The organism is Nonomuraea sp. NPDC049158 (assembly GCF_040648335.1).
In the GTDB taxonomy this organism is placed as follows: domain Bacteria; phylum Actinomycetota; class Actinomycetes; order Streptosporangiales; family Streptosporangiaceae; genus Nonomuraea.
Genome location: NZ_JBEZDM010000004.1, coordinates 46,628 through 59,026, shown reverse-complemented (window position 1 = coordinate 59,026; position 12,399 = coordinate 46,628). Strand labels below are relative to the sequence as shown.

Genomic DNA, 12,399 nt, shown 5'->3' with positions numbered 1-12,399 from the left:
GCAGCGCCAGGAGGCACCTTCCAGTTCACTCCATATAAACGACCACGTTGAACGCGCAGGCGAAGCCTGCGTGTCAAGAAAATAAGGTGTCTGAGCGGAGCGAAGTCCTCCAGGGGTCGGGGCTTCGGCCCGACTGGAAGAAGCGCCTGAGCCCCTCAGCGCGAAGCGCCCCATCGAGAAGACCGTTGTGCGCCGAAGGCGCCCCAGGAAGAACAGCCCGAGCGACAGCGAGGACCGCTCGGGGCGGGCTTCCACGGTTAACCACCCAGATGGGCAAGGGGTGGGTGGCAACAAGCCCACCTACAACGAAGAGAGTGGAGCCTAGGAGATTCGAACTCCTGACTTCCTGCTTGCAAAGCAGGCGCTCTGCCAACTGAGCTAAGGCCCCTCGACGAAGATAGCTTACCGGCCCTCGACACCCATCTGCTGCCTACTCGGGTCTTCGCTCAAGATCAAGCCAGGGAAGTCGGCGATCGAGTCCAGGATGTGCGTGGCGCCTCCCTTGAGGAGTCGCTCCCGGCTGTGGACGCCGGTCATCACGCCGGCCACGACCGAGGCGCCGGCTCGGCGGCCGCAGAGCATGTCGCTTTCCGAGTCGCCGATGACCGCCACCTGTCGTACGTCCTCGATGCCGAGGCGGAGTATGGCGTGCAGGACCATGTCGGGCCAGGGGCGGCCGCGGCCGCCGGCGTCTTCGGGGCAGATGGCGAGGTCGATCTTGTCGTGCCAGCCGAGGACGCTGAGGACGCGGCTCAGGGTGACGCGGCTGAAGCCGGTGATCAGGGCCAGTTTCAGGCCGGAGCCGCGGAGCTTGTCGAGGACCTCGATGACTCCGGGCATGGGGACGAGACCTGCTCGGTCGAGCGCACCCTCGTATGAGCGCTCGAACGTCAGGTTCGCCGCCTGAGCCTGGGCCTCGTTGCCGGGGAAGATCCCTCGGAAGACATCGATCTTGGGACAGCCCCGGGACCGGTGCACGTGCACCATGGCACGCGCGTACGCGCCGGTCCCGGGGACGATGCCCTGAGTGGCTATCGCCTCGGCGAAAGCCCGCTCGACCATGGCGATGTCTCCGACTGTTGTGCCGGCCAGGTCCAGGCACGCCAGCTTTATCTGGACGACGTCATTCATCGCCTCGCCAGGTCGGTTAGTTCTCGCTGCCGGTGGCCTCGGTCCAGAGATCGAGCTCGGCGCGGTCAGCCTGCACCTTGCGCCAGACCAGCAGCCCCCCAAGGGCGATCAGCGCCAGAACGACAAGCTTCTTCACGGTGTGACCCCACTTCTTCGACGGCCTCACCTGCCGGGGTGAGACCCAACGGTTGACATGCAGCCTAGCAAGGGATGGCTGCGGTCCTTGTGTTGTGCACGAACCAGATGTACCGGATGTGCAAAGAACGAATGAACAACCCCAGGTGGGACCGGTTATGCCGTCCCATCTCGGACACCAGGTAGATCATGTCAAACCGTAGCGGGTGCGGGCGGCCCAGCTCACAGCCGGGCCCATCGCGGCGCCGGCCGCCACGAACAGGCCACCGACCAGCAGCCACCCCAGCGTCCCCCCGCCGAGGACGAGCGTGGTGAGGACGACCGGGCCGAGCATCCTGGCCACCGCCATCCCGGTCCCGAAGAACCCCTGGTACTGGCCCTGCTTGTCAGCCGGAGCCAGGGCGAAGCCGATCTCCCAGGAGCCCGCCCCGAGCAGCATCTCGCCGTATGCCTGGAGCCCGGCCGCGGCGAGCAGGATCAGCCCGGCGAGCCAGGCCGACGAGCCGATGGCCGACATCGCGAACACCACGCAGGCCGCCAGCATGACCAGGCCCGCGTACCGCACTGATCGGGAGGCGTCGGCCAAACCCCTGACCCGCCGGGCGATCCGTACCTGGAAGAGCAGCACGCTCACCGTGTTCACCAGGAGCAGGGCCGAGACCAGCCAGGTCGGTGCCGTGGTGCGCTGGACGATCCAGAGCGGGACGATCAGGCTGAGCAGCGGCATGTAGAAGAGCATGACCGCGTTGATCAGCGTGACCAGCGCGTACGGCCGGTCCCTGAGCACGGCCAGCTTCGGCCCGGCGGCGGCGGAGATCGGCGCGACGGCGGGCAGCCGCAGCAGCAGGAGGGCGGCGACCAGGAAGCTGACGGCGTCCACCGCGAACACCGTCAGGTACGCCTCCCGGGTGTCCACATGCAGCGCGAACCCGCCCAGAGCGGCGCCCACCGCGAGGCCGCCGTTGATCGTGGACTGGAGTACGGCTCGGACCTCGGTGCGTTTGGCCGGCTCGATCAGTCCGGCGAGCAGCGCCTGGCGGGCCGCGGACAGGCCGGTCTGCGCGGTGCCGTACAGGCAGGCGGCCAGTACGAACAGCGCGAACGACCGCACGAACAGGAACGACATGACCGCGACGGCCGTTGTCAGGGCCAGGAGGGCGGCCACTCCGCGCGGCCCGCGGCGGTCGGCCAGGTGGCCGAAGGGGACGCCCGCGACAGTGCCGACGGCCCAGCCCAGCGTGAGCCCTAAGCCGATCTCCGTCGCCGACAAGCCGACGATCCTGGCGAAATAGAGCGCCGAGGTGACCAGGTAGGCGCCGTCGCCGATCGAGTTCGCCAGCTGCGCCTGTACGAGGAGCCGCCTGCTCGATCGCCCGCTCGCCGTCGTGGGTCCCGGAGTGGGTCCCGTCGTCGTCATTGTGCGGGTCCTGTCGTGGTAGCGAGTGGCACCGGTGGTCAGCCCTTGTACGACTCGGGGGTCATGCGGGTGGCCACGCCCATCCGGTTCCAGGCGTTGATCGTGGCGACGGCCACCACCAGGGCGGCGAGTTCCTGGTCGTCGAAGTGTTCGGCGGCCCGCTGCCAGATCTCGTCGGTGATGTCGTCGGTCGAGAGCCTGGTGGCGGCCTCGGTGAAGGCCAAGGCGGCGCGTTCCTGGTCGGTGAAGAAGGGGGCCTCCTGCCACACGGCCACGGCGTGCAGCCTGACGTCGCTCTCGCCCGCCTGCTTGGCGTCGCCGCTGTGCATGTCCACGCAGTAGACGCAGCCGTTGATCTGGCTGGCGCGCAGGCGTACCAGCTCCAGCAGGGGTGCGGGCAGGGTGCTGTGCTTGACGTAACGGTCGAGGCCGGCCATGGCTTTGTAGGCTTCTCCGGCGAGTTCGCCGAGATTCATGCGCTGTGTCATGGCTCCAACTTAAGACCCACCTTGTCCTGATATAAGATCCAATTTTCGGGTAAATGAGTGGGCCAAGATGGACGTCCATATCAGTCTTCACGGCCGGGGTGACCTGGCCGCACAGGTCTACCGGCAGCTGCTGAACGCGATCCTCGACGGACGGCTCAGATCGGGCGAACGCCTGCCGCCGACCCGCGAGCTGGCCCGGCGGCTGGAGATCTCCAGGAACACGGTCGCGGTCGCCTACGACCGGCTGGTGGCCGACGGCTTCCTCGTCGGCCGGGCGGGCGCGGGCACGTTCGTCTCCGCGGACCGGGTACGCGCCAGATCGGCACCCCAGGGCGTCGTACGGCCCCGCACCATCTGGCGGTCCATGGCTGTCGACGCACCAACCGCCGGCCACGAGTACGACTTCCGCGTGGGCGTGCCCGATCCCCGGCTGTTCCCGATGGAGACGTGGCGCAGGCTGGTGGCCCGTGAGCTGCGCACCGGCCTCGCCGGATATGCCGACCCCGCCGGCCACGAAGCCCTCAGGGATGCGATAGCACGACATATAGGTATCAGCCGGTCCGTACGAGCCGGCGCCGACGACGTCCTGATCACCAACGGCGCCCAGCAGGCGCTCGACCTCATCGGCCGGGTGCTCATCGACCCCGGCGCCTGCGTGGCGGTCGAAGAGCCGGGCTACCCGCCCGCGCGCCGGCTGTTCCGCTCGCTGGGCGCCCGCGTGGCCGGGGTTCCGGTGGACGGCGAAGGCATCGACGTGACCGCCATCCCGAACGCCGCTCGGCTGGTGTACGTCACCCCGTCCCACCAGTTCCCGCTCGGCACCCCGATGTCGCTGGCTCGCCGCGCCGCGCTGCTGGCCTGGGCGGAACGGCGGCGCGGAGTGATCGTCGAGGACGACTACGACAGCGAGTTCCGCTTCGGCGACCGGCCGCTGGAGCCGCTCCAGAGCCTGGACCGGGCGGGGCGGGTCATCTATGTCGGCTCGTTCTCCAAGACGCTGCTGCCCATGTTGCGCCTCGGCTTCCTGGTGGCCCCCGCTTCGCTCATGCCCGCGCTGCGCGCCGCCAGGCAACTGAGCGACAGCCACGGCGAGCTGACCACGCAGGCCGCGCTGGCTCGCTTCATCGACGAGGGGCTGCTGGCCAGGCACATCAGGAAGGCCACCCGCGAGTACGCCGCCCGGCACGCCCTCGTCGTCGACACTCTCGCCGGCGACGACCGCCTGCGTCTGGTTCCCTCGGTCGCGGGGCTTCACCTGTGCGCCCGCTTCTCCCCCGGGGTGTCCGTACGCCCGGAGCCCCGGCTTGCGCTGGAACGGCTCGACGCCTACTGCGGTGAGAGCCCCGCCCAGCAGGGCCTGGTTCTGGGGTACGGCGCGATCCAGCAAGCCGAGATCCCGGAGGGCCTGAACATCCTGAAGGAAGCCCTGGGCTAACGACCGTCTCGATCCCTGTGACGGTCTGTGGTGGCTGGGGTCCTTATTGGGAGATACCCCCTTCGGGGGATCCGGGTCCTGAGGGATCGGGGGACCCGGAGGGCCGGGGATTCGGGGGGCGAGGACCCGGGGGATCCGGGGGGGTCGGAGGATCCGGGGACCCCGGGAGTCGGAGAGTCCGGGAGAGGAAGAACGGACACCCGACCCCGCTAGATGTGCTTGCGGCTCCAGAACCGTCGCGTGCGCTCCCCCGGCAGATGCGGCTCGTCCGGCGGTGTCGGCTGCCGGACGATCACGACCGTCGTCTTGGCGTGCCGAGCGCAGTACATGCTCGTCGAAGGCAGGAACAACCGGCTGAACATCCCCCGCTTGCCCCGCCCCAGCACCAGCAGGTCACCCTCACGGGCCAGGTCGACGAGGTGATAGCCGGGGTCACCGACCCGGCCGACCACCGCCGTGGTGAGGTCGGGGGGCAGCCCGCCGGCCACGTCGTCGAACACGCCCGCGATCACCTCGTTGCACCGCGCCTCCTCCCCTGCCTTCATGGCGTGCTGCACGGGCAGCGCCTCGGGGAAGGGATGTACCGGGGCCCGGCTGACGTGGACGGCGATCAGCGCCATCCGATGCAGCCGCGCGGCCCCGATGGCCCACGCCAGCGCCCAGCGCGCGGCCGGGGACTCGTCCACTCCCACGATCAGCCTCGCTCCGCCGGGCAGGTCCTGATCCACCGCGACCCTCCTCGAAGAGGTACTCGACCATAGTGCGCCTCAGTGCCGGTTACCGGGAGGTGGCACTTTGCGAACTCTGGAGTCGTTCGCGATCCCCGGCGTAGCATGCGTGGGTGGAACGTGGGTGGGTGCGACCCCGTCCCGCCCTCGACCGGCGGCTCGACGGGGCGCTGACGCACAGGCTGACCACTTTGGTGGCCACCACGGGCTACGGCAAGTCGATCGCGCTGACGAGTTGGAGTGAGGCGGTCGGCGCGGTGCTCCACCGGCTGGGGCCCGCCGATCGCGACCTCACCACGCTGGCCGGCGCGCTGGTCTCGGCCCTCGCGGAGGTGGTTCCTGACCTGCCCGCCGAGCTAGCGGCCGCCGCCGAATCCCCGCTCGGGCCGGACGCCGACGAGCTGTCCCGGGCGGCGGCGCTGGCGGGCGCGCTGGCCGAGGCGCTGGCGGGGCGGCTGCGCCGGGGACTCGCCCTGGTCTTCGACGGCATCGAGACGATCATCGGCGCGGCCGGCTCCGTACGCTATGTCGAGACGCTGGTCCGGGCGGCCCCGCGCCACCTGCACGTGGTCACCGCCTCACGGGCGCCGCTGCCGTTCCCCACCGCCCGCCTCCGCCAGGATCACGAGGTGCTCGACCTCGACGCGACCGACCTCGCGCTCACGATCGGCGAGACCACGGCCTGGGCGCGCGAGCGGCTGGGCGAGCCGGGGGCGGCGATCGCCGCCACGCTGCACGACGCCTGCGGCGGCTGGCCCGCCGCCGTGCGGGCCGCGCTCGACGCGCTCGCCCGCACCGATCCGGCCGCCTGGCCGGGTACGGCCGCCGGCCTGGCCGCCACCTCCGCCACGCTGGAGCGGCTCACGCTGTCGGCGTTCGACGACCTGCCCGCGACGATGCGCGAGCTGCTGCGGGCGGCGACCGTGCTGCCCGTGCTCACCGACGACCTCGCCGCCGCGCTCGGCGCCCCGCCCGACACGCTGGCCTCGCTGACCAGCCGGGGCCTGTTCCTGGAAGCCGGCCACGACGGACACCGGGCCGGGACCGCCTCGACGGGCACCCACCGCGCGGCCAACGAACACCAGCCGAACGGGACAGGCAACCACCCCACGGCCGGCGCGCACCGGCCGACCCCGCCCAGCGGATACCGGCTGACCGCCACCAGCGCCCACGTCCTGGCCGCGCACGCGCCGCTGGACCGGCACGAGGCCCACGACACGGCCGCCGTCGCCGCCCGCTGGTACGTCGAGCACGACCAGCCCGAGCTGGCCCTGCGCGCCGCGGTCGCCACCCGGCACAGCACGCTCGTCACCTCGCTGCTCGGCACGCACGGCCTGCGCCTGGCCGAGCGCGGCGACGACGTGGTGGCGGCGCTCGCCCTGCTGCCCGAGCCGATCAGGCAGGCGCCGGCGATGCAACGACTCGCGGGCATCGCCGAGCAGAACCGCGGCGACTGGACCCGGGCGCGCGACCTGCTCGCCCGAGCGGCGGCGACCTCGGCGTTCGACGCGTTCCTGGCCCGGCGGCTCGGCCTCATCGACCATCTGCGCGGCGACCTCGACTCGGCCATCGCCATCTACACCAAGGGCTTCGAGTACGGCCTGCCGCCGGCCGACGCGGCGATGTGCGCGGCCTCCACCGCGTCGGTGCTCTGGCTGAAGGGGGATCGGGCGGGCTGCGCCGAGCTGGCGGACCGGGCGCTGGAGCTGGCCAGCGCGCTGGGCGATCCGGGCGCCCTGGCCGCGGCCAACACCGTGCAGGCCATGCTCGCCTCGCTCGACGGCGACCGGCGGGCCAACGACGCCTATTACCTGCGGGCGCTGGAGTACGCCGAGCGGGCCGGGGACGTCGTCCAGCTCATCCGCATCCGGGCCAATCGCGCCTCCTGTCACCTCGACGAGGCCGCCTACACCAGGGCGCTGGCGGAGGTCGAGATCGCGGCCAGGCTGTCGGATCTGGTGTCGTTCGCCCCGTACGCCGCGCTGAACATCGCCAACCGGGCCAAGGCGCTGATCGGGCTCGGCCGGCTGGAAGAGGCGGCGATCGACGCCGCGGACGCGGCGGCCAGATGGGAGGCGATGGGGTCGCGGTTCGTCGGTTATGGGCTGATCCGGCTGGCCGACGTCCAGGTGCTGCGCGGCGACCGCAGATCGGCGATGGCCATCTACCGGCGGATCATCGCGGACGCCGGCGCGTCCGGCGAGGTCCAGGAGCTGTCCAACGCCCTGAACAAGCTGGCCGTCCTGCTCACGGACGACGATCCCGACGAGGCGGCGCGCGTGGCCGCGCGGGCGCTGAAGCACGCGGAGGGCATCGCCGGGGTGGACGCCAGGCTGGTCGCGGCCCGGGTCGCGCTGGCGGCCGGGCGGTACGACGAGGCCAGGGCGCTGCTGTCCGAGGCCGAGGCCGTCGCCGTACGGCGCAGGGACCACGCGGCGCAGGCCGCGATGGTGGAGCTACGGGCCGAGCTCGACGGCGACTCCCGGCTGGCCGACGACGCAGTGCGCCGGTGGTCGGCGCTCGGCGATCCGATCGGCCGGGCGAGGGCCGAGCTGGTCAGGGCCGCGCTGGGCGACGCGGTGCCCGGCAGGGAGGTCGCGGATCAGGTCAGGAGCCGCATGCACGCGATCGGCTGCCGGGCGCTCGACGCCAGGATCGACGCGCTGGTCGGCCGGTTCACGCCGGTGGCGGAGGCGCGCGTGCGGGTCGAGACCATGGGAACGTTCCGAGTCCTGCGCGGCGCGGTGCCCGTCGCGCGTACCGCATGGCAGTCGCGCAAGGCCCGCGACCTGCTGAAGATCCTGGTCAGCCGCCGGGGCTCGGCGGTCAGCAGGGAGCGGCTGGTGGAGATCCTCTGGCCGGAGCAGCAGGGCGACGCGGTCGGGCTGAAGCGGCTGAACGTGATGGTGTCCACGCTGCGGGCGGTGCTCGATCCGGTTCATGTACGTCCGGCGGACGAGTTCGTCGTCTCCGACGAGGGGGCGCTGCGGCTCGATCTGGCCAACGTGGACGTCGATGTGGAGGACTTCCTCGACCTGGTGGGCTCGGCCGGGCAACTGGATCAGGCGGGGCGGGCGGCGGAGGCGCTGGCGCGGTGGGCCGAGGCCGAGGCCGCCTACGGAGGCGACTTCTGCGAGGAGGATCCGTACGCCGACTGGGCCGTGGGCCTGCGGGAGGAGGCGCGGCTAGCGTACGTGCGGGCGGCGGCCAGGCTCGCGACGGCACGAGCGGGCGAGGGGCGGCACGACGAGGCGGCTCGCTACTGGCTGCGCCTGCTCGAACGCGACCGCTACGACGAGCGCGCCCACCTCGGCCTGGTCCGGGTGCTGGACTCGGCGGGCCGGCGCGGCGACGCGCGGCGGCGCTACGCCCTGTACGCCGAGCGGATGCGCGAGCTGGAGGTCGAGCCCGCGCCCTACCCCACCTGAGCAGCCCGCCTCGAACCCACCTGAGCAGCCCGTCTCCGGCTCACCTGAACCTGGCCTGAACCGGTCGGGGAGATGGTGCCGAAATGAGGACGGTCATCGTACGGCTGGTCGAGCCTGAGCAGTCCGGCGGCCAGCTCCGCGGGCTGCTCGAAGAAGTCGGTGGCGAGCCGGTGCCGTTCAGCGGGAGCGAGGCGATCGTCGACCTGCTGCTCTCCGCCGCCGGTTTGACCCGAGATCAGCCCTGAACCTCCCGCGAACCTCGTTCACCATCATCGAGGGTGAGAGGAGGCACGATGAGCGAGCAGCTGGGGAGCACATGGCCGTTCGTCGGGCGAGGGGGCCAGCTGGCGACCGTACGGGAGGCACTGCGGTCGCGGGCGGGCGTGATGATCGCCGGAGACGCGGGGGTGGGCAAGAGCAGGCTGGCGGCGCAGGCGCTGTCCGGCCTGGAGGGGTACGGGGTGGTTCGAGCGCTGGGTACGGAGACGGCGGCGGCGATCCCGTTCGGCGCCTTCGCCCACGCGCTGACCGAACCGCCCAGCAGCGGGGAGAACCTGCTGCGCTGGGCCGCGCGGCACCTGCGGATCAGCGCGGGGCGGGACGAGCTGCTGGTGAGCGTGGACGACGCGCACCGGCTCGACGCGGCCTCGGCGGCGCTGGTGCACCACCTGGCGGAGAGCGGCGCCGCGAGATTGCTGGTCACGGTACGCAGCGGTGAGCCGCTGCCCGCGCCGGTCGCCGCGCTGTGGAAGGACGAGCTGCTCCGCCGGGTCGAGCTGCCGCCCCTGACCGTGGCCGAGGTCGGCGAGGTGCTGGCGGGAGCACTCGGCGGGGAGGTGGCCGGGCAGACCGTCAGGCACCTGGCCAGGGTCAGCGAGGGGAACGTGCTCTACCTGCGCGAGGTGGTGCACGCCGGCCGTACCTCGGGATGCCTGACCGAGACCGACGGGCAGTGGCGCTGGCAGGGCGAGCTGTCGATGACCACCCGGCTGCGCGAGCTGGTCGACGCCAGGATCGGGCACCTCGACCAGGACGAGCGGGAGGTGCTGGAGCTGGTGGCGTTCGGCGAGCCGCTCGGCACCGACCTGCTCGTCTCGCTCACCTCGCCGATCGCGGTGGAGCGGGTGGAGGACCGCGGGCTGATCGTGGCCGTACGTGACGTGCAGCGCGAGCACCTGCGGCTCGGCCACCCGCTCTATGGCGAGGTGGTACGCGGCGGCTGCGGCACGCTGCGCACACGGCGGCGACTGCGGATGCTCGCCGAGGCGCTCGAGGCGAGCGGGCTGCGGCGGCGCGAGGACGTGCTGCGCGCGGCCGTGTGGCGGCTCGACAGCGGCTCGACCACCGACCCGGACATGCTGCTCGTCGCCGCGCGGCTGGCCTGGGCCAGGCAGGATCCCCGCCTGGCCGCGCGGCTGGCCAGGGCGGCGATGAACGCGGGGCCGAGCGTGGCCGCGGTCGCGCTGCTCGGCGAGGCGCTCATGGTGCTCGGTGACGCCGACGCCGCGCTGACGGCGCTGCGGCAGACGGCACCGGCGGTGGTCACCGAGAGCGAGCGCGCCCAGCACGCCATCAGCCTGGGACTCAACCACGCCTGGGCGGGCTCGCTCACCGAGGCGTGCCGAGTGCTCGGCGAGGCGGCGCGTACGCTCACCGACTCGGCCTGGCAGCAGGAGGCGCACATCTACCTCGGCGTGGCCGAGTTCTGGGCGGGCCGCACCACCCGAGCCGTCGAGTCGCTCGAGCGCGCCCGCGCGTGCTCGCCGATCACCGTGCGCGGCGCGGCGCACATGGCCGCGCTCGACTCGTGGACCAGCGCCTACTCGGGACGGACCGAGCACACCATCGCGGTCGTCGAGCAGGCCCTGGCCGGGGTGGACGGCTGGGGGGACGAGACGCCACACGCGCTGCCGACGATGCTCGACGCGCGCTGCGCGGCCGAGACGTTCGCCGGGCGGCTGGACGCGGCGGAACGCACCGCCGACTACGGCATGGAGCTGGCCGCCGCCGAGCTGTCGGTCTCCGGGTTCGGGGCGTTCCGCGCGCTGGTCAGCAGGCTGCGGGGCGACGCCGAGGGCGCCGTGCGCTGGAGCCGCGACGACGCCGCCGGACTGTACGACCGCTCCCCGTACCGGGGGCGGTGCCTGGCCGAGCAGGCGCACGCTCTGGCGCTGCTGGGCAGGACGGCGGAGGCGCGCGGCCTGCAGGCCGAGGCCGAGGAGCTCGCCTCCCGATGGGTGTTCACCCGCTATCCGACGCTGCAGGCCGGGGTGTGGGTGGCGGCGAGCAGCGGGGACCTGGACGAGGCGGTACGCCTGTGCCTGTCGGCGGCCGATGCCGCGGAGAAGCACGAGCAGTCCGGGCACCTGATGTTCGCGCTGCACGACCTGGTGCGACTGGGGGTTCCCGCGCTGGCCGCCGACCGCCTCTCCGCGCTGGCCGAACGTATGGACGGATCCCTCGCCAGGCTCCTGGCCCGGCACGCGCGGGCCACCGGCGACCCCGACGAACTGCGTGCGGTGGCGGCCGGGTTCGAGCGGCTCGGGATGATCCTGTACGCCGCCGAGGCCACCGCCCAGGAGTCCGCCGCCTACCGCGCGCTGGGCCGGGGCGCCCTGGCCAAGGGGGCGCAGACCAGGGCGTGGGCACTGGCCAGGCGCTGCCCGGGGGTGTCCACGCCCGCGCTGGTCGAGCTGGCCACGCCCGAGCTGACGCCGCGCCAGCGGGAGATCGTCCAGCTCGCGGCGGCCGGCCTGACGAACCGGCAGATCGCCGCCCGGCTCACGGTCTCCACCCGGACGGCCGCGAACCACCTGCAGGCCGTGTACGAGAAGCTCGGCGTCAACGACCGTGCGGAGGTGGGCCGGTTACTCGCCTCCCTCTGAGCGGGGGTTGCCCGGCTCGCTCTGAGCGGGCCGGGCCTGGTTAGACCAGTGCCAGCAGGCCGTCGTGGAACAGCGCGCGCTCGCGCTCGGTGATCACGCCGTACGGCTCGGCGGCCCGCCGGTTGGTCTCATGCTCGATCCGGTCGCGCAGCGGCCCCGGCCCGAGCACGACGATCTCGGCGGCGGTGAGGCCGGCAGCCCGCCAGGCGGCGGCGTGCGAGTCGGCGCGGTGGTAGCGCAGCGCGGCGAGCCGGTTGAACAGCAGCACACCCGCCGGCGTACCCACCGGTTCGTACGGCGGCGCCATCGCGGCGAAGGCGCCACCGGGATCCGCTTGGGCCGCGCCGATCACCCGTCCGGCCAGGTCGGCGAGCGTCTTGAGGTCGCGGCCCGCCCAGATCCGCTCGGTGGTGGCGGCGTGCACGGCGTAGAGGCCGTCGATGAACGCCAGCGCCTTGGCCGTCGCCCGCAGCGCGCCGCCGCCGTCCTCCTCCAGCATGCCCAGGTCCAGGTGGTCCTGGATCTCGGCGTCGAGCTCGGCCGCGTCGCCGTACCGGTAGATCGTGGCGAGCGAGCGGCGGCTCAGCGGGCGGAGGGGGAGCGTGAAGCGCAGGTCGATCAGGAAGCCGGGCAGCAGCCCCGCGTCCTGCGCGCGAGCCGAGGCGTGCACGTTCACGTGGACCGCGCCGATGACGGGACCCATGGTCGCCGCATAATCCGCCAGGTCTTGTAATTTCGGCATTGAGCGCCAT

The 12,399-nt window shown here is 72.5% G+C and carries 10 protein-coding genes and 1 tRNA gene; 4 read left to right on the top strand and 7 right to left on the bottom strand.

What is annotated here, in order from left to right:
* Window positions 1-315 precede the first annotated feature (315 nt).
* The 5 genes from AB0B61_RS10595 to AB0B61_RS10575 form a co-directional block, all read right to left on the bottom strand.
* A tRNA-Ala gene (locus AB0B61_RS10595) sits at window positions 316-388 on the bottom strand.
* Between the two features lie 14 nt (window positions 389-402).
* A complete protein-coding gene (locus tag AB0B61_RS10590) occupies window positions 403-1,131 on the bottom strand; it encodes an HAD-IA family hydrolase (RefSeq protein ID WP_358430550.1) in 729 nt (242 codons plus the stop codon).
* A 16-nt stretch (window positions 1,132-1,147) separates the two neighbouring features.
* The gene (locus tag AB0B61_RS10585) at window positions 1,148-1,267 is read right to left on the bottom strand and encodes a DLW-39 family protein (protein WP_214635294.1); all 120 of its coding nucleotides are present in this window, start codon (window positions 1,265-1,267) and stop codon (window positions 1,148-1,150) included.
* Window positions 1,268-1,453: 186 nt separating this feature from the next.
* Window positions 1,454-2,683: an MFS transporter gene (locus tag AB0B61_RS10580; RefSeq protein WP_358430548.1), complete on the bottom strand. Its 1,230-nt coding sequence runs from the start codon at window positions 2,681-2,683 to the stop codon at window positions 1,454-1,456.
* A gap of 38 nt (window positions 2,684-2,721) precedes the next feature.
* A complete protein-coding gene (locus AB0B61_RS10575; RefSeq protein WP_358430545.1) occupies window positions 2,722-3,171 on the bottom strand; it encodes a carboxymuconolactone decarboxylase family protein in 450 nt (149 codons plus the stop codon).
* Between the two features lie 67 nt (window positions 3,172-3,238).
* Between AB0B61_RS10575 and AB0B61_RS10570 the strand changes: the two genes are divergently transcribed.
* Complete coding sequence (locus AB0B61_RS10570; protein WP_358430543.1) at window positions 3,239-4,606, top strand: PLP-dependent aminotransferase family protein; 1,368 nt, start codon at window positions 3,239-3,241, stop codon at window positions 4,604-4,606.
* Between the two features lie 209 nt (window positions 4,607-4,815).
* Here the strand turns inward: AB0B61_RS10570 and AB0B61_RS10565 are convergent, their stop codons facing one another.
* Entirely contained in the window at window positions 4,816-5,334 is a 519-nt protein-coding gene (locus AB0B61_RS10565; protein WP_358430540.1) for a universal stress protein, read from the bottom strand.
* 113 nt (window positions 5,335-5,447) lie between these two features.
* On the opposite strand from AB0B61_RS10565, the gene AB0B61_RS10560 reads away from it, so the two are divergent.
* The 3 genes from AB0B61_RS10560 (at window position 5,448) to AB0B61_RS10550 (ending at window position 11,647) form a co-directional block, all read left to right on the top strand.
* Window positions 5,448-8,762: a BTAD domain-containing putative transcriptional regulator gene (locus AB0B61_RS10560; protein WP_358430537.1), complete on the top strand. Its 3,315-nt coding sequence runs from the start codon at window positions 5,448-5,450 to the stop codon at window positions 8,760-8,762.
* 83 nt (window positions 8,763-8,845) lie between these two features.
* Window positions 8,846-9,007 carry a hypothetical protein gene (locus tag AB0B61_RS10555; RefSeq protein ID WP_358430534.1) on the top strand — a complete coding sequence of 54 codons (162 nt, stop codon included), beginning with the start codon at window positions 8,846-8,848 and terminating at the stop codon, window positions 9,005-9,007.
* 48 nt (window positions 9,008-9,055) lie between these two features.
* On the top strand, window positions 9,056-11,647 hold the full coding sequence (locus AB0B61_RS10550; RefSeq protein WP_358430531.1) for a LuxR C-terminal-related transcriptional regulator: 2,592 nt from the start codon (window positions 9,056-9,058) through the stop codon (window positions 11,645-11,647).
* Between the two features lie 40 nt (window positions 11,648-11,687).
* Here the strand turns inward: AB0B61_RS10550 and AB0B61_RS10545 are convergent, their stop codons facing one another.
* On the bottom strand, window positions 11,688-12,389 hold the full coding sequence (locus AB0B61_RS10545; RefSeq protein WP_358430529.1) for a hypothetical protein: 702 nt from the start codon (window positions 12,387-12,389) through the stop codon (window positions 11,688-11,690).
* Window positions 12,390-12,399 lie beyond the last annotated feature (10 nt).

What these genes read in the sequence shown, in the direction of transcription:
- AB0B61_RS10575 (WP_358430545.1), bottom strand. Translation starts at nt 3,171, where the DNA reads ATGACACAGCGCATGAATCTCGGCGAACTCGCCGGAGAAGCCTACAAA.
- AB0B61_RS10570 (WP_358430543.1), top strand. Translation starts at nt 3,239, where the DNA reads ATGGACGTCCATATCAGTCTTCACGGCCGGGGTGACCTGGCCGCACAG.
- AB0B61_RS10545 (WP_358430529.1), bottom strand. Translation starts at nt 12,389, where the DNA reads ATGCCGAAATTACAAGACCTGGCGGATTATGCGGCGACCATGGGTCCC.
- AB0B61_RS10550 (WP_358430531.1), top strand. Translation starts at nt 9,056, where the DNA reads ATGAGCGAGCAGCTGGGGAGCACATGGCCGTTCGTCGGGCGAGGGGGC.
- AB0B61_RS10555 (WP_358430534.1), top strand. Translation starts at nt 8,846, where the DNA reads ATGAGGACGGTCATCGTACGGCTGGTCGAGCCTGAGCAGTCCGGCGGC.
- AB0B61_RS10580 (WP_358430548.1), bottom strand. Translation starts at nt 2,683, where the DNA reads ATGACGACGACGGGACCCACTCCGGGACCCACGACGGCGAGCGGGCGA.
- AB0B61_RS10590 (WP_358430550.1), bottom strand. Translation starts at nt 1,131, where the DNA reads ATGAATGACGTCGTCCAGATAAAGCTGGCGTGCCTGGACCTGGCCGGC.